Annotated in this window: 20 protein-coding genes; 8 read left to right on the top strand and 12 right to left on the bottom strand. The window is 63.4% G+C overall.

Going from position 1 to position 18,616, the window contains the following annotated elements; all coding sequences use genetic code 11:
• Positions 1-42: 42 nt before the first annotated feature.
• Positions 43-198, bottom strand: coding sequence for a hypothetical protein (locus SINAC_RS40540; protein ID WP_015245507.1), 156 nt, complete (start codon positions 196-198; stop codon positions 43-45).
• A 657-nt stretch (positions 199-855) separates the two neighbouring features.
• Between SINAC_RS40540 and SINAC_RS09750 the strand changes: the two genes are divergently transcribed.
• The 3 genes from SINAC_RS09750 to SINAC_RS09745 all read left to right on the top strand — a co-directional run bounded on the left by SINAC_RS09750 (position 856) and on the right by SINAC_RS09745 (position 2,186).
• Positions 856-1,257, top strand: coding sequence for a fatty acid desaturase (locus tag SINAC_RS09750; protein WP_015245506.1), 402 nt, complete (start codon positions 856-858; stop codon positions 1,255-1,257).
• 110 nt (positions 1,258-1,367) lie between these two features.
• A complete protein-coding gene (locus SINAC_RS40535) occupies positions 1,368-1,505 on the top strand; it encodes a hypothetical protein (RefSeq protein ID WP_015245505.1) in 138 nt (45 codons plus the stop codon).
• A 435-nt stretch (positions 1,506-1,940) separates the two neighbouring features.
• A complete protein-coding gene (locus tag SINAC_RS09745) occupies positions 1,941-2,186 on the top strand; it encodes a hypothetical protein (RefSeq protein WP_015245504.1) in 246 nt (81 codons plus the stop codon).
• A gap of 1,725 nt (positions 2,187-3,911) precedes the next feature.
• On the opposite strand, the gene SINAC_RS40530 is transcribed toward SINAC_RS09745, so the two are convergent.
• Entirely contained in the window at positions 3,912-4,385 is a 474-nt protein-coding gene (locus SINAC_RS40530; RefSeq protein WP_168165329.1) for a hypothetical protein, read from the bottom strand.
• 13 nt (positions 4,386-4,398) lie between these two features.
• Between SINAC_RS40530 and SINAC_RS09735 the strand changes: the two genes are divergently transcribed.
• Both SINAC_RS09735 and SINAC_RS39750 read left to right on the top strand, forming a co-directional pair.
• The gene (locus SINAC_RS09735) at positions 4,399-5,364 is read left to right on the top strand and encodes a hypothetical protein (RefSeq protein WP_020465595.1); all 966 of its coding nucleotides are present in this window, start codon (positions 4,399-4,401) and stop codon (positions 5,362-5,364) included.
• A 208-nt stretch (positions 5,365-5,572) separates the two neighbouring features.
• The gene (locus SINAC_RS39750; RefSeq protein WP_154673606.1) at positions 5,573-5,722 is read left to right on the top strand and encodes a hypothetical protein; all 150 of its coding nucleotides are present in this window, start codon (positions 5,573-5,575) and stop codon (positions 5,720-5,722) included.
• 953 nt (positions 5,723-6,675) lie between these two features.
• On the opposite strand, the gene SINAC_RS09730 is transcribed toward SINAC_RS39750, so the two are convergent.
• Together SINAC_RS09730 and SINAC_RS09725 are read right to left on the bottom strand one after the other, a co-directional pair.
• Positions 6,676-8,661 carry a DnaB-like helicase C-terminal domain-containing protein gene (locus SINAC_RS09730; protein ID WP_015245502.1) on the bottom strand — a complete coding sequence of 662 codons (1,986 nt, stop codon included), beginning with the start codon at positions 8,659-8,661 and terminating at the stop codon, positions 6,676-6,678.
• A 270-nt stretch (positions 8,662-8,931) separates the two neighbouring features.
• Positions 8,932-10,230 carry a reverse transcriptase domain-containing protein gene (locus tag SINAC_RS09725; protein ID WP_015245501.1) on the bottom strand — a complete coding sequence of 433 codons (1,299 nt, stop codon included), beginning with the start codon at positions 10,228-10,230 and terminating at the stop codon, positions 8,932-8,934.
• A 483-nt stretch (positions 10,231-10,713) separates the two neighbouring features.
• On the opposite strand from SINAC_RS09725, the gene SINAC_RS09720 reads away from it, so the two are divergent.
• Genes SINAC_RS09720 through SINAC_RS09710 form a run of 3 tightly spaced genes read left to right on the top strand, consistent with a single transcriptional unit; the run spans position 10,714 to position 11,513 of the window.
• A complete protein-coding gene (locus SINAC_RS09720; RefSeq protein WP_020465596.1) occupies positions 10,714-10,935 on the top strand; it encodes a transposase in 222 nt (73 codons plus the stop codon).
• A complete protein-coding gene (locus SINAC_RS09715) occupies positions 10,932-11,117 on the top strand; it encodes a hypothetical protein (protein ID WP_020465597.1) in 186 nt (61 codons plus the stop codon). Before SINAC_RS09720 ends, SINAC_RS09715 begins: the two co-directional genes overlap by 4 nt.
• Positions 11,118-11,513 carry a transposase gene (locus tag SINAC_RS09710; RefSeq protein ID WP_020465598.1) on the top strand — a complete coding sequence of 132 codons (396 nt, stop codon included), beginning with the start codon at positions 11,118-11,120 and terminating at the stop codon, positions 11,511-11,513.
• Between the two features lie 57 nt (positions 11,514-11,570).
• Here SINAC_RS09710 and SINAC_RS09705 read toward each other — a convergent pair whose 3' ends face one another.
• From SINAC_RS09705 to SINAC_RS09670, 8 genes are all read right to left on the bottom strand, one after another.
• A complete protein-coding gene (locus tag SINAC_RS09705) occupies positions 11,571-13,757 on the bottom strand; it encodes a recombinase family protein (protein ID WP_015245500.1) in 2,187 nt (728 codons plus the stop codon).
• 191 nt (positions 13,758-13,948) lie between these two features.
• Positions 13,949-15,094: an ISAs1 family transposase gene (locus SINAC_RS09700; protein ID WP_015245499.1), complete on the bottom strand. Its 1,146-nt coding sequence runs from the start codon at positions 15,092-15,094 to the stop codon at positions 13,949-13,951.
• Between the two features lie 209 nt (positions 15,095-15,303).
• Complete coding sequence (locus SINAC_RS37930) at positions 15,304-15,585, bottom strand: hypothetical protein (protein WP_020465599.1); 282 nt, start codon at positions 15,583-15,585, stop codon at positions 15,304-15,306.
• Between the two features lie 358 nt (positions 15,586-15,943).
• Positions 15,944-16,165 carry a helix-turn-helix domain-containing protein gene (locus tag SINAC_RS09690; RefSeq protein ID WP_020465600.1) on the bottom strand — a complete coding sequence of 74 codons (222 nt, stop codon included), beginning with the start codon at positions 16,163-16,165 and terminating at the stop codon, positions 15,944-15,946.
• A gap of 408 nt (positions 16,166-16,573) precedes the next feature.
• Positions 16,574-16,933, bottom strand: a complete 360-nt coding sequence (locus SINAC_RS39745; RefSeq protein ID WP_015245498.1) for a hypothetical protein — start codon at positions 16,931-16,933, stop codon at positions 16,574-16,576.
• A gap of 76 nt (positions 16,934-17,009) precedes the next feature.
• On the bottom strand, positions 17,010-17,519 hold the full coding sequence (locus tag SINAC_RS09680; protein ID WP_015245497.1) for a hypothetical protein: 510 nt from the start codon (positions 17,517-17,519) through the stop codon (positions 17,010-17,012).
• Between the two features lie 73 nt (positions 17,520-17,592).
• Complete coding sequence (locus SINAC_RS09675; protein WP_015245496.1) at positions 17,593-17,856, bottom strand: hypothetical protein; 264 nt, start codon at positions 17,854-17,856, stop codon at positions 17,593-17,595.
• A gap of 48 nt (positions 17,857-17,904) precedes the next feature.
• Complete coding sequence (locus SINAC_RS09670; protein ID WP_020465602.1) at positions 17,905-18,567, bottom strand: hypothetical protein; 663 nt, start codon at positions 18,565-18,567, stop codon at positions 17,905-17,907.
• Positions 18,568-18,616 lie beyond the last annotated feature (49 nt).

The following is an 18,616-nucleotide window of genomic DNA, read 5'->3' as shown; positions in this document are numbered from 1 at the left end:
GTACCGCAGGACTTGGGCTACCTGGGCGTCGGCGCCGAGGAGTTACACTCGCTCAACGCTCGCCTGGTTCCACTGATCGCCCACGCCCGGGCTGGATTTGGTGGGGGCGGTCTGCTGTTTCGGTCTTCTGATGCTCAGCGCCATCTGGTGCGGGAGGCCGTCGCGGAGCCTCTGGCAGGTGCTGGCCTTGTCGGGCACGATCGGCTCCGCCGCCGCGATCGGAGTGCATCCAGTTCATCGGCAACAATGACACCGTCCATCATACCCCGGCCGTGCTCGGTGCCCTCTTGTACGCGACGGGGTTGCTGACCTACCGGCCGGTGTGCCTCAGCGGTCGTATGGCCGATGCATAAGGGAACGACCTTCGACGAAGACGAGCCGGTGAGGCTGTGGATAAGTTAACCCGGGTTTGGCCTGTCGGGAAGGAGATCCCGTAAACGCAGAGCGCGTGATGGACCGAGGGGTTGGCATGCCGCCACTCCGCGAGTTGGGCCTAGACCTGACCCGGATCTCGCCCTCGCGGCGACTGGTCAGCCTCGCCCTCCCCTTAATCTTGTGCGAGGCGTATTTCGCGTTCGCTTTCCAAAGGCTGGTGGCCTCCTGCTGCCTTCGCCCTGGTGGCGTTGAGCTTCGTCACGTATGGGTCGATCTCACACGACCTCGTCCACCGGAATCTGGGGCTGCCCCAGCCGTGAACGAGGTGTTGCTCAGCCTGATCGAACTGCTCGCCCTCCAGAGCGGCCACGCATACCGGGTTGCTCAGCTGCATCACCACGCCCACTTTCCGCGCCAGGACGACATTGATGCCGCTACGACCCGGATGTCGCTGCTCGGGGCTCTGGCCGAGGCATCCTCTTGCAGCCCAGAGTGTGGTTCTGGGCATTGCGGCACGGAAGACAGTCGCGAGTCTGGATCGTTGGCAAGGGGATCGCCTGCTTACTTTTGGTCGGCACAGCGCTGGCCCTTGCTCGCGTATCACTCGTACTTCCGGTCTACGCCCTCTTGATAATCATAGGTAGCTGGATCATCCCGCTGGTCACATCGTACATACCCCACGACCCGACCGGGGTGGACGAACTCACACAAACGCGGGCGTTCCGGGGGATGATCGCCTCGGCGATCGCTTTGGAGCATCTGTACCACCTTGAGCATCACCTCTATCCCTCGGTCCCGCACCACAATTGGGCACGGCTGGCGAAATGGTTGGACCCGCATCTGGAGCGGGCGGGTGTCCGGCCGATCAAGCTCTGGTTCTGAACATGGCTCCGGCCAATCGCCCACGGAGCCCCCGCCGTAGTGCTTTGCTTCGGACGGAAATGGAGAGACGCCCCACCCGAGTGATCCGACAACTCGGCAGGAGTCTCACCATGCGAAAAGCCCGAAAGAACGATACGCCTGTCGAGAAGGTCGCCATTCTCAAGCGTCATCCGATCGACCGCGTCCCCATCTCTGACCTCTGCAACGAGTATCAATTGTCGCCCACGCTGTTCTCCACCTGGCAGTAGCAGTTCTTCGAGAACGGCGCCACCGCCTTCGACCGCAAGAACGCCTCGTGAGCCAGCACCTCCGCACCATTGCCGCCCCCCGTGACAAGCTCCATGTATCGGGAGACGATCTTTCGCAGAAACCGATCACGTGCGTCATGGTGCCATGAGAGCGGGCAGGCCACGACACAGTCGGCCGGTGGGAATCAGCGAGGAGTCTCGCCCTTGACCGCCCAAACCCGGGTAAGATCTTACCCAGGGTTGCTCTCGCTGGATTTGCGACTGCGCACACACTCACTCAAGGCAAACACCCCATGTCGGATGCTTCTGAAAGATGTGAAGCGGTCGATTCAAGAATACGCGGGCGACAAGCCAGGCGGCGTGTGGCTCATGTCAATCTGAGGAAAGCTCGTGTTGAGCGAGATGCCTGAATGAATCCAGGGAGACTTCTCTGGGATGACCGGTACCCTGCGGGGTATGATCGTTCGCCAGGTCATCGAGCACCTCATCAATGTCACCTTCGCGCTCATCATCGGGGACGGTGATTTCGTCGCGACCGCGGTCGGTACGACCCCGACCCTGCTGGAGATCGACACGACCATCTCGCTCGGACTGGGAAGCAAACGCCCTGACGCGGGATGGCACGGCGACCACATCGAACTCCTCCTCCGGGGCTCAACCCGGCAGCGAAAACTCCTATGAGCATCGCGTTCACTCGCACGGCGAGAACGCCTGGAGGCCAGCCAGGTGGGGTAAAATAACAGCGGGAGCCGTGCGCACGCCTCCAACCGGGGGGGATACCCCAACGATTTCCAGCTTCCCATCCTTTATCCGTTGCCGGACGTGCCCGGCGATCGACTCCCAGTCGCTCTCCGGGCAGGGCCGTATCGGTCTAAATCTCGCCCCTGTAAAGCCTTCCCAGCGTTTGTCCTCAGGATTACCGGATGCCACGCTCGCCCCGTCCTGCGAATCGTGCTGCCCGATTGCGGAGGCCCATCGGGGTTCCAACCGCACGGCGAGGGGCAAAGATGCGCGCACCCAGCGCGCACCAGGTGCGCACTTCGCGAGCCTTTTCCTGGTGACGGGTACCAGAGAGTGGCACGACAGTCAGGCCGCCCCTCACCTGGAGTCCGTTTCCGTCATTTGACAAGGCAGAACTCGACCGGTGGGGAACGGTCGCGGGCGTCGGGAGGATGTGATCTGGACTCGTATCCGGACGCGACGAACCACGTCCACGGAGATGCCCGGGCATCGCCAAAAGCGTCGATGAGCATGAGAGAGGAGGCGTTCTCGACACGTCCATGCTCGATCCCTCGATCGAACGACGGCGATGGGCCTAATCTGTCAGAAGTTGACGACCGGAAGATGTCCTCGGACGATGGGGTGAATGAGTATTTTCGACCCGATAACCCGATCGTCGTTTCCTCTGGTTCCCGATCGGCAGATCCCCGCCGCTGAGCCTTCAGGCATAGAATTTCGGCACCGTCGTAGCGTGGATCTTCGAGGTCAACCTCGGGCCCTTCCTTGTCGCGCTCGCCCCAGATCGTCGACTATCCGTTCGACGCCCACGACGGGACCGTGCTCCCTCGCGGAGTGCGGATGCCGGACTCTGAAGCCGACCGATGATTTCACCACGAGCTTGGCGGTCAACACTTCGTTCGCCTGGACATGGCTCACGAGCCCGGCACGTCCATCGTTCGGGTCCAGGTCGATGTCCCGACCAAGGGTCGATCGCGGATTCGGTTCGCGATCTCAATCTGCCAGTGTTCCCGGGTCGAAGGTGGCACGTCCCTTCTCGAAGCCCCCGTCCTCCCTCTCAGACACCCGCCTACGTGCGACCTGAGGAGCAGCAGGGCGACGACAGTTCCGTCGAAGTCACCACGACTCGCGCGTGCCGCATGGGTCGAAGGGAGTGCACACGGTGATGGCTGCCCTGTTTCTTCGGGGAGTTCGCGGGAGTCGTCAGGATTCGGGCCCCAAGCGGCGGCTGCATGGATGAGCGCCGATTTCCGGGGCCGGGATAATAATCAACCTTTTGGGGCCAGGAAGCCTGATTTCTAGGAGTTTTGGCCCTGTCCGGCCCTCTAAAGATTGATTATTTACTCGGTCCAAGGTGGCCGAGTCGGCTTCGTATCTGCATTCTCTGGGGTGTGGCTGGCTCGATGGATTCTGCGCGTTTCCCCGGGGTTTTCCAGCCTCACCTCAAGCTCAGGGCCGCCTCAGCCCTGTTTCGGCCCATGTTTTAGCGGTACGCTTCACAGTTTTCGGGCCGGAAAATAATCAACAACCGGGAGCACGCGTTATGGACGGGAGCCACGCCAGACGGTTCTTCCTCGAGCCCATCCCAACCTTCCAACGCTGCTACAAGGCCCTCCACGCGATCTTCGTCGATGACGAGCCGCTCGACCAAGTCGCCAGGCGGTTCGGTTACACGCCCTCGACCCTGAAATCGTTGGCCAGCCGCTTACGGCCCGATTGTCGCCGTGGTGTGGCCACCCCCTTTTTCTCCCCGACGGGCGTGGCCGACCCCTCGGATCCCGTGTAAGCCACGACCGATCGCGTCCCCTGACTCCGGACATCGCCGATTGTCGCGCATTGAATCTCACGCACGGCCGCTCGATCCACTCCCGCGTCGCGGGCATCTTCCTCTTCCTGCCGCACCTGACTCGGCTCGGTTTCGATCGGCTCGTCACTGAGGCGGGGTATCCTGACTCGGAGATGGTCCCCGCCACCAGTGCGTTGCTCGCGCTGCTGGCATTGAAACTGCTCGACAAAGAGCGACGGAGCCATATCGACGACTTCAACTGCGACGAAGCCCTCGGCCTGTTCGTTGGCCTCAACGTCCTGCCCAAGAAGTCGTTCGCCACTGACTACTCGTACTGCGCGGGCCGTGACCAGCAACGGGGCCTCTTACATGAGGTGGGTCAAGGTCCTGGCCCCGGTGTTCTTTCCCGAGCCCGAGGGGTTCTCCCTCGACTTTCATCCGATCCCCTTCCGTGGCGATTCGGCAGCACTCGACCGCCATTACCTCCCCCTTCAGGGCAAAGCCGGGCCGAGCGTGCTGACATTCTTCGCGCTCGAACAGAAAAGCCGTTGCTTGTGCTACGCCAACGCCAATCTGACCCGCGCCGATCAGCACGGCGAACTGATGCGATTCGTGGAGTTCTGGCGTAAGGTCACCGGATCGGCCCCCAAATGGCTCTATTTCGACAGCAAGGTGGTCGACTACCGCGAACTCTCGCGTCTCAACCAAAGCGCGATCCACTTCGTTACCATTCGCCGCCGCAGGGCGGCCATCGTCCGACGTCTGAAGGGCCACCCGACGTCCGCCTGGAAGAAGGCCGTGATCGACATCCCCAAACGTTGCCATACCCAGATCAGCTACATCGAGGAGTCGGTGCAGCTCCGAGGCTACGAGGGGCCAATCCGCCAGGTCGCCGTCACTGGCCTGGGCCGTGACCGTCCCACCCTGTTCCTCTCGAACCACTTCGAGGAAACCCCACGCGAATTGATCATTCGCTACGCCGGCCGCAACCGGATCGAGGGTGGCCTGGGTGTCAGCGTGAACTTCTTCCACCTCGACTGCCTGGCCAGCGAGGTGAGACTGAACGTCGATCTCGATGCCGCACTGACGGTGATCGGTAACAGCTGCTACCGCTGGCTGGCGTCGCGTCTCAGTGGATTCGAGAGGGCCGACCCCAAGCAACTCTACCGCCGATTCATCGAGACCGCGGGGACTGTGACGACCCAGAACGACCGCCTTACCGTCCAGCTCGACCGGCAAAGCCACAACCCGATCCTCCGCGAAGCGGCCCTCGACCGCGACCCGACCCCCATCCCGTGGCTCGACCATCGGACGATCGAATTCACCTACCGCTAGCCACGACGGTCGTCCGAGGATTGATTTATTTCTCGGCCGCGGAAATCGGCGATGAGAGGTCAATGGGTGAGCCAATGACTGCCGGAAGTCGTTTGGCGTGATGCAGACCCGGATCGAGCCGCCGTCCCATATTTTGGTGAACCACCCGCATGCACCAGGTTCGAGGGCCGCTCGTCGACGGATGCCAAGCCGGTCGGGGAGGTCTTCGGTGCGCACAGGTCACCCAGCGATCCTACTCCGGGGCCACGCCCCGACGATGGGGATACATGGCGGCCGTGAGGGGGTCGGCAAGGTCGACAACGCCTTCAGGGCGCCCCAACCGGCGATCCTTCGCACCGTCGTCTCTCCGGGCAATTGATCGCGGTTGCGGTCTCTCCGGCATCGGATCTGGGGGGCATCGCTTCCCGTCGGGCGGGCGAGGCTGACCGCAGCGGTCTCCGGGCCGGGTAGGACCTCGTGCGTTGAGTGTGGAAAGCCATCCATTACGAGGGCGGAAGGCGAACGATCGTGAGCAGTCTCGAAGGACGACCTCGGAGCCGGCCATTCGACGAGTCTCGAAGGCCTGACGACTCTTGTTCGATCCAATGGGGTTTCGACTGCGGTGAACCTCGGTGTGGATTCAAGATCAGTGATTGCTCGATCGGAGCGCGGCGAATGTGACCATTGATGCATCTGTTCGAGTCAGGTTCGACACGGGCTCGAAGGTCCGCGCAACAGAGCGATCGCGGCTGCGGGATTGGGGTAAGATCTTACCCATTCCTAGTCCATCGAGATGCCCGTAGCGCGACACACCGTAGCGGTCGACCTCATACCTGGATCGAGCATTGAGGGCGAAACCACGATTCCGACGATGGTGGGCATTCTTGATCAAGCCTGTGAATCGCGAGCAACTTCAGACCTTCGATGTAAGATGGCCCTCCGTGGCGGCGAGCCTGGTCCGGGTCCCCGGCGACAGCCCCCGGGTGCGAAGCACCGGGGGCCTGGGACCATCGCCGCCACGTCGGGGATCGGCGCACCGGTACAGGTACAGGGGGGACTATAAGGGGGCGTACCTGTACCGGTGCTCGAACGCGCCGCTCGTCCAGTGTCCGGGACATTCTACTCGACCAACCTACTTCTCGAACGCGCGATCAATGTCTGCGCTCGACCAATAACTCCTCCTCGAACGCACGATCAATATTGACGATCGACCCGCCTCATCTTTGAACTTTGAACGCGCCTGCAAGCTTTACGCTCGACCGCCACCTCGTTCTCGAACGCGCCATCGACTCTTGTTCTCGATCGACCTGATCTCGAATGTGCAGTCAACCGTTATCCCACAGCCAAACCGACTTCCTGGCCATCAGTGTCCTGCACGGTCGAGCCAGGCTCGAACCCCTCACAAGCTGACTTCTCGAACGAGCAATACCAGATCACCTTCCCGTTGCTGATGTCCGTCGGAACCCCGACAACCCGCCCCATCTGCACCAGGGAGGTCAGGTCCTTCTTGAGGGTACCCTTGTTTGGTGTGTGGTTGGGATGTAACTCGCCGATCATTGCCTGGATCTTGTTCAGCGAGATTGATTGGCCTTTCGGGAACGATTCGAGGGCGTTCATGACTCGCTCCCGCCGCTGAATCACGGCCTGCGAGTCGGCCGCACCCTGCGGGTTTGCAGACTCCGAGTCCGGTTTGGGCTCGATCGGCGTCATCGTGCTGGTCTGGAAGTGGAATTCCAGGAAGGTCGAACCCCGCTCCATACCATCACGCCCCTTCGTGACCTCCAGGGTCATCGGACTGAGGTGCTGATCGTGCTTCAAGAATTCACGGTGGGCCTCGCACTCCGGGTGCGTGGCTTTACCCTTGGGATTGTTCGTCGAGATCACGTACACCCGCCTCATCTGATCATCAGCCATCGGGGAGAGCAGCATCACGCAGCCGGCGCGATAGACGGTGCGAGCCGAACCCATGACGTCGTCATTGGCCATGGGCGAATGTTGTTTCGGATTGCTGATCCGCTTGCGGGTCTCGCTCACGATCAGGGCGGCGTCTCGCTCGTGCAAGGGGATCCCGGGGCGCGGCTTCACGGCCTCTCGGACCGCGGCGATCCGATACTTGTCTGCCGCCAGGTCGTCGCCGGAGATCTCCTCGGGAGTCTCAATGAGTTGCAGGTAGTCGAGAACCAGGAGGACCCGCGTCGTCCCAGATCGTTTCCGGACCTCGTCCATGATCTGCCGCAGACGCAGGGCCGTCAGCTCACCTCCGATATCGTCCTCACCGTACAGGAAGAACCTCTCTCCGATCTCCTTCATTCCTGCTCGCCCGGCCTTGTAGGACGCGGAATCGTCTTTGTTGAGGTGAGGACCTTCCGGCTGTCCCCTGAGCTCCGGTGATCCCTTGATGAGCACCCGGTGGGGAAGTTGGCTGAGGTGGGATAAGACACGAGCGTGGAGGTCATCGGTCTCCATGTCGAGGCTGATGACAACCACGGCACAATCGTTCTCCACGTGCCGGGCCACCCCCACGCCGAGTTGTACGACCAGGACGGTCTTGCCGGTATTGGAAGGGGCGGCCAGGACGGTCACGTCGCGCAGTCCGTCCAGCATCCGGTCGAGGGTGTCGAGTCCGGTCCGCAAGCCGAGGAGCTTGCGGCCGCGGGAAAGAGCCAATCGGGCCTCGAACTCCTGCTGACGGCTGGCAAGGCTGCTCGAAGCCCGGCCGATCGCCTCCACCTGCCCCTGCAACTGGCGGAACGAGGCAATGAACTCGTTCGGGTTGGCCAAGACCAGCCCACGGTGGCTGGCTTCCGCAATCTGACTGATGATCGGTTCATTCAGGGCACGCTCTTTCAGGAATCGCTTGAGCCGTTTGATCCCGAAGTCGGTGTCGAGCTGCTCTTTTTTGATCACCTTGTAGCTGTGGTAGAGCATCCCCGGCAGGTCTTCCGGGTCGTCCGGGTCGATCTCCCGGTCGGTGTCCAGGAGCTGCTTGTACTGGTCCAGGGTCATCAACCCCTCCTGGCCATGCGCCTCCTCCTTGCAGTGCGAATAGAGCACGTGATAGGGGATCGATTCGGCGTCGGCGTACTCCGGGTGGAGGACGAGGACCTGGGTCCAGAGCAGCGCCAGGTAGGACTCCTGACTCTTAGAGAAGTGCTCTGGCTTGAGGAGCCGGACCGCCTCCAGCCGGACCGTCCGGATCCGCAGCAGGGCGACCACGAGCTCCTCGATCTGCTCGTGCGTCATCCGCTTGCTGCAAAAGTTGATGATCGCATTGGAATTCTTCCGGGCCGCCCTTGTGTTGTTTGATGCAACGCCCATGACCGATGTAGGTTTCCGTAAAGTGATAATTCTCTTACCCGGCTCGACCCCCGTCGAGTCTGTGAAGGATCCATGGGTGGCGTTGGCGCAGAGCGAACCCGGGACGTTCGCCCCTAAGTGCACCCGTCCTGGTGGGTCGGTCTGGATCGCTCGTCGTCAAAGCGACGGGAATGGCGGGACGCCCGGTGTGGGCGTCCCATACTCGGCCTCAATGGCCGGTTTGCGATGGAGGCAGGCGGAGCCGCCGTTCATTCCACCCGCCCGTGTCCGTCATCGTCGTCCGGTCGGATCCCGTCCCGTCGTTGCGTACGCCCGTTCCCACCGGGTCCGGACGTCGTGACGTGACGGAATCTCCTCGAACGCGAACGTACGGGCGATCGCGGCAATCTTCGCATGAACCCGAGGGACGTCGCGGTACGGATAGCACGGACCGAACTGGTCGCCCCAGCCGTTGATCGTCTCGACGGCGTGGATCGGCGCATTCGGACCGTCGTGCGTATGCCTCAGATGCCCTTCCAGCGATCGCCAGGCGGATTCCGCCAGGCGTGGTTTCAGTCCGTCCTTGCCCTTCGTGAGGGAATACCCGAGCCAGATCGCGGACTCGCCCGCGGCGAGGTTTGCGATCGAGGTTTCCGGTGTCCCGCGGAGGGGCATGCCGGCAGATCGGAGCCGACGCACGAGTGCGTCCCGGGTGAGAAGAGACTGGGCGCGATCCTGACAAAGAAGGAGGAGATCGTCGGCGACCCGGACGAGTGGTACGTCCGGATGTACCTTCTTCCACGGTCGGTCGAGATGGCCGTCCAGGTACACGTTCAGGAGCAGCGGTGAGAGGCTTCCGCCTTGCCGTAGTCCCATTCCCGTGTCGTTCCGGATGACCGTCTCGATGAGCGTGAGGAAGCCCGACGATGGCGTGAGACGTTCGAGTGAATCGAGCAGGCGTCGGTGGGGCACCTGATCGAATGAGTCCTTCACGTCTTCCAGGATCCAGTGCCATTGTCCCGAGGATCGTGCGAGGGTCTCGACGGCCGCCAGGGCATGCTCGCGAGCGCGGCCCGGCCTGTAACCGTACGAGGTCTCGGCGAACATTGGATCGATGAACGGTTGGAGGAGCTGGACGATCCCCCGCTGCACGACGCGGTCCTCGACGTCCTGAATCGACAGCATCCTGGTCCCCCATCCCGACGTTTTAGGAATGACGGTGGTTCGGTGGGGTCCAGGTCTGTAAATACCGGCGCGGATGGCTTCACCGTAAGCCCGTGCCAGACTCCAGCGTTCGGGGCCGTCGAGGTCTGCGAGCTGCAGGCCGTTGGGTCCTGGTGCGTTTCCCCCTTCGCGGATCAGATGATCGATCGCGAGCCTCAGGTTACGAGAATCAGCCGTCCGTTCCAGCAGGCGCGAAGCGAACTCGGTTCGCTCGCGTCTGGTTCCCCGGGCGGCCTCGGCGCACTCGGACGCATGACGGCCCAGGAAGTCGCGGTACGACCCCTCGTGGGAGTCGGCGGCCCCCTGTCGGGCATGCGTCGCAGCGGGCCGTTTCGAGCCTCCCCGTCGCCGAAGGCTGTTGTACATCGAATGCCTCCTCATTTGGTTCGGGTCCGGGCCGACAAGTTCACGGAGCCGGCCTCGGTTAGGAGATCGCGTCGGCCTCAATCAATGAAGCCGTGGACTGTTGCGGGTGCAATCCGAACTGTTCCGGGCGGGTTAGGTCTTACCCGAGTCGAGTTCTGTCCCGGGTCCGCCTTTCGAAGCCGTCATCGTCGACGACCGGGGCGATGTTGATGGCCCGGCCCGGGCTTCAACCACGATCGATTCGATTGACGCGGGTCGTGGGCAGTTCCGCACGGTCCTGTCGACCTGTCAGCCGCGTGCGCCTCATACAGTTCGAGCCGGCTCGACGTCGACTCGACGGGAGACTCGTCGCCGGGGAATTCGATCAGGATGACCTCACGGTCTCCGGCACTCATGGAGCATGGGGGAAGCCAGGGACGTCTAGAGTGCCGAACAGTTGGATGGCACACGATTTGAATGGAGATCTCGGTAAGGAGGTGACCGATGACTCCCTATTCTCAAGATCTTCGGCAACGGATCCTCGAGGCGGTCCGGCGCGGCGACGGCTCGTTGCGCCAGATCGCTCGTCGTTCCCTGGTCAGCGTCTCCTTCGTCACCCGGCTGTTGCGCCGCCATCGCAGCACCGGCTCGCTCGGGCCCAGGCCCCAGGCGGAGGCCACCCGGCGGTACTCGGGCCGGAGGACCGGGAGCGGCTCCGGGAGTTGATCCGTCAGCAGCCCGACGCCACGCTTGAGGAACTGCGACAGCGGCTCGGTGCGTCGTGCAGCGTCATGACCCTCTCGCGCGCCCTGCGCAAGCTCGGGCTGCCGCGCAAGAAGAAGGTCCCCCGCGCCCAGGAGCAGGATCGCCCGGATGTCCAGAAGCGACGAGCGGAGTTCTGCGAGTAGTTGGTCGGGCTGGACCCGCGACGCTTGGTCTTCATCGACGAGTGTGGGGCCAACACCGCGATGACCCGCACTCACGGCCGTGCTCCGGCGGGGCAGCGAGTCTACGCCACGACCCCCGGCCGATGGGAGTCGATCACGCTGACCAGCGGGCTGCGCCTCTCCGGGGTGACGGTGGCGCTGGCCTTCCCGGGTGCCACCAACACCGCCGTGTTCGAGACCTACGTGGAAGACGTGCTGGTCCCGGAGTTGAAGGCCGGAGACGTGGTCATCTGGGACAACCTCAAGCCCCACAAGTCGGAGGAGGTGATCGAGGCCATCGAAGCGGCCGGGGCGAGCGTAGTGCCGCTGCCGCCGTGGAGTCCGGACCTGACGCCGATCGAGATCTGCCAGCCATAATGCCCTCCAAGAGCGAGGTGGGGTGGCCCGTCTCGGCGTGAGCCGGGCCACCATAGCCTATCTCATCGGGCGGGGCTTGGGCTTGATCAATTCCGCCAGACGGCCGTTGTTCGACCAGGTCCGCGGTAGGACGTGGAGCTCCCGGATCCGGGCCAATTCGGCAGCGTCGGCCCAGATCACGTGGCGGCCCTGAGCATCGCCGCTCGACGTTAGCCAGCCGGCGCGGATCCAGCGTCGCACCGTGTCCAGGGCGATCCCCAGCCGACGCGCCAGGCCGCTGGGGCGATACTCGTCCTGGTCAGACGGGTGAACGTGGGGCTTACGATGGGCCGGTTCCAGGCGGGCCAGGAGCCGTTGCACCATACCCCGGTTGAAGTGGGCGACTCGCTTCGGAGGCCGGAAGCCCTCCTCGTCGAGCCGTTCGGCGATCTCTCCGGCGCTCAACCCCTCGGCGCACAAGGCTCGTAGCCTCGCGATCAGTTGGGGATAGTCGGTGCGGAGGTCGTAACGCCTCACCGGCCGGGACAGGACGTGGCATTCCACCTGGCCGCCGATCCAATGCAACTTGACATCCACCCTATCGCTGTCCTTATCGATGATCAAACTCACATGCTCGATCAGGAGCCGGGCGATCCGTTGCCTGTCGGCCGGCGTGGTCGCGGCCGCCCGCCAGACCGATGGCAAATCGGCAGCCAAGCCACGGATCGCGAGCTCGTCCTCGGGCGAGAGTGGGCTGGGAGATGTCCGCAACCATCGCTCGTACTCCTCCTCAACTTGCCGCCGGGACTTCAGCGAATCCTCCCAGCGACGCTCCAGTTCGCGGCCGACGAGCCGGTTCTCCGGCTCACAAGCTTGATACTGACGGGCCGAACGATCGACCTCTAGAGCGGCCCGCTCGCGACGCAGTTGCCAGTGCCGGACCAAGTCGGCACGCTCGCGCTCGACGTCGGCCACTGCCGCCAGGCTCGCCTCCAGGGCCACCGGCTCGACGGCCGCCAGCACTCGTCCGGCGATTAGGTCGTCAAGGACCTGCCCCGAGAGGCTCTGACAGAGCGGCTGGCCATAGTCGGCAGTACTCCGCGTACAGTTGTAAGTGTGATGATTCTTCGGTCCGGAGTACAGCACGATCATTCGCCGCCGGCATCGCCCGCACCGGAGCAAGCCGGACAGGAGCGAGGCCCCCTGACGTGGTGCGCCCGGGCTGCCCTTCCGGGCACGGTTGGCGTCGAGTTGATCCTGGTTGGCCTGGAACCGGTCCCATGTGATGTACGCGGGCAACCGGTCGCGGATCAGCACCAGGCACTCCTCCGGCCGGCAGATCAGCCTGCCGGTGGTCGGCCGTCCCGGCTGCTTGCGACGCGGGTTGATCGGCCGATGGCCGAACCGGTAGGCCCCGGCATAGCACGGGTGGTGCAGCAGATTCGACAGGGTCGTCCGGTTTGGCCGCCGCCACTCCAACAACCCGCGGCCGGGCCCCGAACGGGCCCGGACCGGGATGAGGACCCGGTGGTAGACCAGGTAACGGAGTAATCCATGTAAAGTGATCGACCTGTCGAACTGATCGAAGATCAGCCGGACGGTCGCCTGGACTTGCTCGTCGGGGTCGATCGCCCACTCGCTCGAAGCGAGCCGGATGTACCCGATCGGCGGCACGCCCATCAACGCCCCCCGGCGGGTCTTGTTGAGCTTGCCCTGATACATACGTTCTTTGAGGACATGAAGCTCTGCCTCGCTCATCATGCCGTGAAGGCCCAGCAAGAGCCTGTTATTGTGATCGGTCGGATCATAGATCGCCTCGGTGTCGGCCAGGAGAACGCGGAAGCGGGCGCAGAGTTCGAGCAACTGGTGCCAGTCGCAGTTGGAACGAGCCAACCGGCTCATCTCCAGGCCGAGGATCAAGCCAACGTGGTCGAGTGCGACCTCGGCCAGGAGCCGTTGGAACTTGGAGCTGCTCCACCAGATTCGCATGGACGCAAGGTGGTCGAGTGCGACCTCGGCCAGGAGCCGTTGGAACCCGGGGGGTCCCTCAATCGACTGGCCGCTCTTGCCGAGGTCATCGTCGATCGTGGTGATGCGATCGGGCGTCCAGCCGAGGGAGACGGCACGGCCGGCCAGGGCGTACTGCCGGGCGGTGGACTCCTGACGATTGACCTCTTGTTGATGCGTTGATTGACGAATGTGGACGAAGGCTGATCGGCCGAGGTGCCAAGCCCTGAGCTTTGGCGAGCGCAATGGGTCACTCATGGCCGACCTCCTCGCCGCGCGAGGCCGCTAGGACTCTTGCAAGGAGCCGACCGAGCAGGTCGCGGATCTGCCGTTGTCGGTCGCTCGAGAGCCGCGCCCAAACGGTCGGCGTGGTCAGCGGTGGGGAGGGAGGGGTCGTCAGAGGCGGGGGGGGGGGGGAAGCGTCGGATTGTGGTCAGGGCCAGCGCATATCAAACACGCTGTAGTGAAAGAACTTGTGTAAGGCAGTCCGTATTGATCATGCAGGACATCATCTTTCCGCGAAGGCTATCCTTGTCGGGATGACGCTTCAGGAGCGTCACGGCGAACCGCCGCAGCCAACTCAAGTTGTTCCCCAAAGTCCGCTCGCGGGTGCGGTGCTCATCCTCGCGAAAGTTCACGTCCAGCACCCAATGCATCGACTCGATGCCCCAGTGGCCACGCACCGCTTCACCAAACCGCTTGCCGCTCAAATAGCGGCTGCTGAGATAGTAACGCACCTCGTCCGACTCCGTCCCGTCGGCATACTGCGTAATCCGCGCGGCATAGCCGATTGCCTTGATCCACGGCCAGTCCTTGCCCGGCGCGAAATCTCGCGGCACCTTGGCCAAATAATAGGAGCGTTCGTCGATGCGACCGTGGCCGTCATCGCGGGTCTCGTGGCAGCGATACCGCAGGTCCTCCAGGTCGCGTTCCAGGTGGTCGAGGAAGAACGCCTGGATCGCGGCCGCGAGCTTTGGCTGGTTGTCTTTGACCGCGATGACGCAATCGCCGCCGCCGGTAACGATCTGCTCGACGATGTCTTTCTGGCAGCCCATTGCGTCGATCGTGATGAGGGTGTCGGCCAGGTCGATCTGCTCGAGGAGCTGCGGGATGGCTGTGATCTCGTTCGACTTGGCCTCGGTGGCCCCCTGTCCCAGCGCAATGCCCTCTTCGCCGGCCCAGGCGCTGACGATATGCAGGGCACCAAGGCCGTTGGCCTCGTCGTGCGACCCGCGGCAGGCTTTGCCGTCGATGGCGATGAGTCGGCGGGGGTTCTTGGGGTCGGCCGGGATCGCGTCACAGATCCAGGCTTGGAAGCAGCGTTGGAAGGCTTCGGGCTTCAGCGCCATGAGCAAGCGGCGGATGCAGTCTCGCGAGGGGATGCCATTGTGCAGGGCGAGATGCTCGGCCAGCCAGGAGGCGCGATTCTTGGCCCAGCGATGGATGGCGGTGGGCTCATCATAGCCGCAGATGACGCCGCAGACGGCGATGACGGCGATATCGACCATCAAATGCTTGCGATTGCGCGTGTGTCGGGGGTCGGAGAGGGATTCGAAATAAGAGCCGATCGAGCCGACATCGACGATCTTCGCCATGAGAGGCATCCTTGGATCGGTCCGTGTCGGCCTCCGCGCGCCGGAGCGCAGTAAGCCAATCACAAGGACCGAATCCAAGATATCGAGCCGAGGCCTGTCGCGCCAGACCACCCAGGCCGCACAGCTATGCGCGCTGGCCCTGGGATTGTGGTGGGCATGGAGTCTCTCCGGGTGTTTCAATCAGATGCCGTCGGCAGCACGCTGCCAGTTCAAGCAACGCGGCGACGCCGATAATAACCGGCACGGGTGGGCTCGCACCACCTGTCGCTTGAGGTGGAGTCTGCTTGATCCATCTCGATCAGCGTCATGTAGGGGCTCGACGGCGGCAGCGGGACGACCCGCGCCCCGGCCTCCACAACGGCGACGGCCGCCGCAATGTGCGGCTTGAGATTGTCCCAGATTACGACGTCGTCCGAATGCAGGGCGGGCACCAGCACCTGCCCGACGTCGCTCTGGAACGCCGGCGTGGCCGTGGCCCCTTCAAAGACCACAGGCGCCGTCCCCCCCCGACCGGCGCAGGCCGCAGATCAGCGTCACCGAGTCCCAATGGCCGGGGCTGTCCCGTGCACCCGCTTACCCACCGGAGCATGGCTATAAGTCCGGGGCATCGAGGTATTGGCGCCACATTCGTCGGTAACGACCAGCCGGTCTGGGGCGGTCCAAGCAACCTCCTCAAGGAAGTCCCGCCTCTTGTCCGGCCCTCAGGGGAATCCCGCTCTCGGGCGTGAAGGACCTTCTTCTTGCGTGTGATCTTCAGTTTCTCCGAGGCATGCACAATCGTCATGAGGCTGCAATCGACGGCCAACTACTGGCGCAATTCCTCCAGTGTGGCATCGGGTACCTTGCGGTTCAATGCGCGGAGTCGCTCGAGCTGTGCGGGTCCCAACGCGGGTTGCCGGCCCCTCCATGCGGTTCGGGATCGAGCGATCCCGTGGTCCGGTAGTGTCGCACCAGCCGAGTGACGAGTGAGAGGTTGACCAGGAAACGCCTGGCGATCTGGCGCAACGAGACTTCTCCTCGCTCCACGGTGTCGATGATGCGCCGTCGGAGATCTTGGGAAAAGAGTGGCATGGTTCACCTCCTTACCGAGAGCTACTTTCAAATCGTGGGCCGACCGAACGTTTGGCGCTCTAGCCGATCAGTCACACAATAAAAATTAAATATATAAATCAAAATGTTTTATTGATTTGAATTTGAGAGCATTTCAGGTCAAGACTCGGTTTTCCTCTTGGTTTATGCAGAAGATCCGATGTCGACCAACCTCGCCTCTGAGTTCCCTCCTGATGGCTAAAGAAAAGCGACGAGGGCGTAGCGGTTTCTGCAGAAAACCACCCGGTCGATCCCCACCCGGCCGGCCGCCCCCCCGCGAAGGGAGACAGCCGGACCGGGCGGTGGATCGACCGAGCTTCGGGACCACAGGCTCGTGGACATGATGACCGTGGCGAGAGTCCTCCCAGCCGTCGGCCAGGCAACCAATCCTCACCGGCGGATGTAGCATCCCCGGACCATCGCCTGGTCACACAAGATTATGGCCCCCCCCAGCCCGAGGAATGCGCCGAGCACCCCCATCGCGGCAAAACCGAGGATGGCGCCGAGCAGGCCTGCGGCGGCAACGCCCCAGTCGCTGACGCAGTTGAAGAACAGCCGCTTGTCCTGGCCCCGCAATGGGAGGATCACCCGGTAGAACGAACCCCAGGCACCCTCGGTATAGCCGTGAGGAATGGTCGCTCCAGCGGCGGTAGTGTGACGGGCTGTGAGACCGTTTGGTGGCTTTCTGCCGTGCCCGGTCCGACGGCGACCCGGCCGATGCCCGCGCAGACGACGATGGGTTTTTGACATGGACGGCTCCTTGCTCATGATCTTGGTTCGGAGATATATTCTTGGCAGTCGTTGAGGGGAGATCACAGGTGCGAGCTCAGACGTCGCTGGCGATCTTGAGTTGGTCGATGAACGCACTGGCCTGGTTGAGTGACAGGTCCTCGGGCCGGTCCACGTGGTACTCGTCACGCAAGAGACCCTCCAGGTCGGCGTGCTGCCGCTGGGCGATCGCGACGATGGCACGCACCTGATTGGCGGTCGAGGGCTTGGCAGAGCGAGACCGGGGGCCATTGGTTCCGACACGAGCTCCGTTCGATCTCGCCTGCGACTCGTTAGTGAGGGCCCCCGATCCCTGGGTGGGCCTGTTCGCCGCTCCGGCGTGAGGGGCGACCGCCGGGGGCGCCTGGGTTTGCAACCGGGCCAGTTCGTCGTTGACCGCCTGCCGGGCCGCGACGAAGGCTCCCCGGATCTGCTCGTGCAGGCCGTCGAGGTCGGTATGGATCAGCATCGAGTCGACTTCGAGTTCCAGGTTGCAGCTCGCCCCGATGCTGGAGTATTCCGGGAGACCGAGCTTCTTCGAGACCCCGACGTTCAGTCGTAGGGGCATGGTGCCGTCCTCCTTATGTGATTCGATTGTTTTGCGAGGGGGGAGACGATCGGACTCTGAACTCGCTGGCCACCTAGTCGGCGACGTCCTGGAGCTTGAGCGCCTTCAGTGAGGCCAGGGTGGCGTTCACGAGACGCTCCCGCCAGCGGTGACGGCGCAGGGCCACGATCAGTCGGCAGGCTCGAGCCTTGGCGTCGGCGAGGGTCGCTTGCAACGACTCGGCGTCCTGGACCAGGGACGCCAGCCCACCGGGACTGCTCGGCTCCGCCCCCACGGGGCTCATGACCGCGGTTGCGGCTCGCTCGGTGCTCTCCAAGGGTTCGCTCTGTGTGTTCACGGTGGGCCTCGCTTTCGGTGTTGCGACCTTACGGTCGGACGATCGAGATCAGGCGAGTCCGGACTCGATGCGGGTCATCGCGCCGACCGGTTCGATGGTCGATTCCTTGGAAAGTGGCTGCCAGAGATAACGTCGATGGGCATTGCGACAGACCAGCGGCGAGCCGTCGTCGCGGATCTCGATCTCGCCGAAGCCGAGCCGCACCGCACGGCTCAGGAACGCGCGGTCCGTGCAAAGCCGGACGGGTGAGCCGGTGTAGGCCGAGCGAGAAAGGATCAGCTCGGTGATCCGGGTCAGGGCTGGATCCCCGGCACGGACGGCGATCTTGCCGTTCAGGTCGAAGGTTGCGGGCGCGTTCACCTCGTCGTTCTCGGGGAGTCGTTCGAGCGCCTCGCCCAGGAAGTGGGCGTCGTCGGGATCGAGCCTTAGCCGGGTTGTCGCGACGCTCGTGTCGGGGATGAGACCGGCCAGCAACGGAAAGCGCCACTCGGCCTGAATCTCCAGAGACAACGTCCAGGGACCGATCTGGAGGACGACGTGAGTTTCCGTCTTGCCCAGCTGGAACGGGCGATCGCGTGCAAGTGCCTGACAGGAAAGAACAGGCGAACGACGAATCAGAAGGGGCTCATTCCAGGGGAAGTGGAAACCGCCGCGAAGCAGAAGCTGGCACCCGTCGCTCGCGGCAATTTCACCCTCGCCCCGGAGTTGCATGCAGTTCAACGCATAGCGGGTCGAATCCTCCGAGGTCGTCTCATTGGCC

The organism is Singulisphaera acidiphila DSM 18658 (assembly GCF_000242455.2).
Lineage (GTDB): Bacteria > Planctomycetota > Planctomycetia > Isosphaerales > Isosphaeraceae > Singulisphaera > Singulisphaera acidiphila.
This window is presented reverse-complemented; position numbering and strand designations above follow the sequence as displayed.

What these genes read in the sequence shown, in the direction of transcription:
- SINAC_RS40535 (WP_015245505.1), top strand. Translation starts at nt 1,368, where the DNA reads ATGCGAAAAGCCCGAAAGAACGATACGCCTGTCGAGAAGGTCGCCATT.
- SINAC_RS09745 (WP_015245504.1), top strand. Translation starts at nt 1,941, where the DNA reads ATGACCGGTACCCTGCGGGGTATGATCGTTCGCCAGGTCATCGAGCAC.
- SINAC_RS09735 (WP_020465595.1), top strand. Translation starts at nt 4,399, where the DNA reads ATGAGGTGGGTCAAGGTCCTGGCCCCGGTGTTCTTTCCCGAGCCCGAG.
- SINAC_RS09730 (WP_015245502.1), bottom strand. Translation starts at nt 8,661, where the DNA reads ATGGGCGTTGCATCAAACAACACAAGGGCGGCCCGGAAGAATTCCAAT.
- SINAC_RS09725 (WP_015245501.1), bottom strand. Translation starts at nt 10,230, where the DNA reads ATGTACAACAGCCTTCGGCGACGGGGAGGCTCGAAACGGCCCGCTGCG.
- SINAC_RS09720 (WP_020465596.1), top strand. Translation starts at nt 10,714, where the DNA reads ATGACTCCCTATTCTCAAGATCTTCGGCAACGGATCCTCGAGGCGGTC.
- SINAC_RS09705 (WP_015245500.1), bottom strand. Translation starts at nt 13,757, where the DNA reads ATGAGTGACCCATTGCGCTCGCCAAAGCTCAGGGCTTGGCACCTCGGC.
- SINAC_RS09700 (WP_015245499.1), bottom strand. Translation starts at nt 15,094, where the DNA reads ATGGCGAAGATCGTCGATGTCGGCTCGATCGGCTCTTATTTCGAATCC.
- SINAC_RS09690 (WP_020465600.1), bottom strand. Translation starts at nt 16,165, where the DNA reads ATGCCACTCTTTTCCCAAGATCTCCGACGGCGCATCATCGACACCGTG.
- SINAC_RS39745 (WP_015245498.1), bottom strand. Translation starts at nt 16,933, where the DNA reads ATGTCAAAAACCCATCGTCGTCTGCGCGGGCATCGGCCGGGTCGCCGT.
- SINAC_RS09680 (WP_015245497.1), bottom strand. Translation starts at nt 17,519, where the DNA reads ATGCCCCTACGACTGAACGTCGGGGTCTCGAAGAAGCTCGGTCTCCCG.
- SINAC_RS09670 (WP_020465602.1), bottom strand. Translation starts at nt 18,567, where the DNA reads ATGCAACTCCGGGGCGAGGGTGAAATTGCCGCGAGCGACGGGTGCCAG.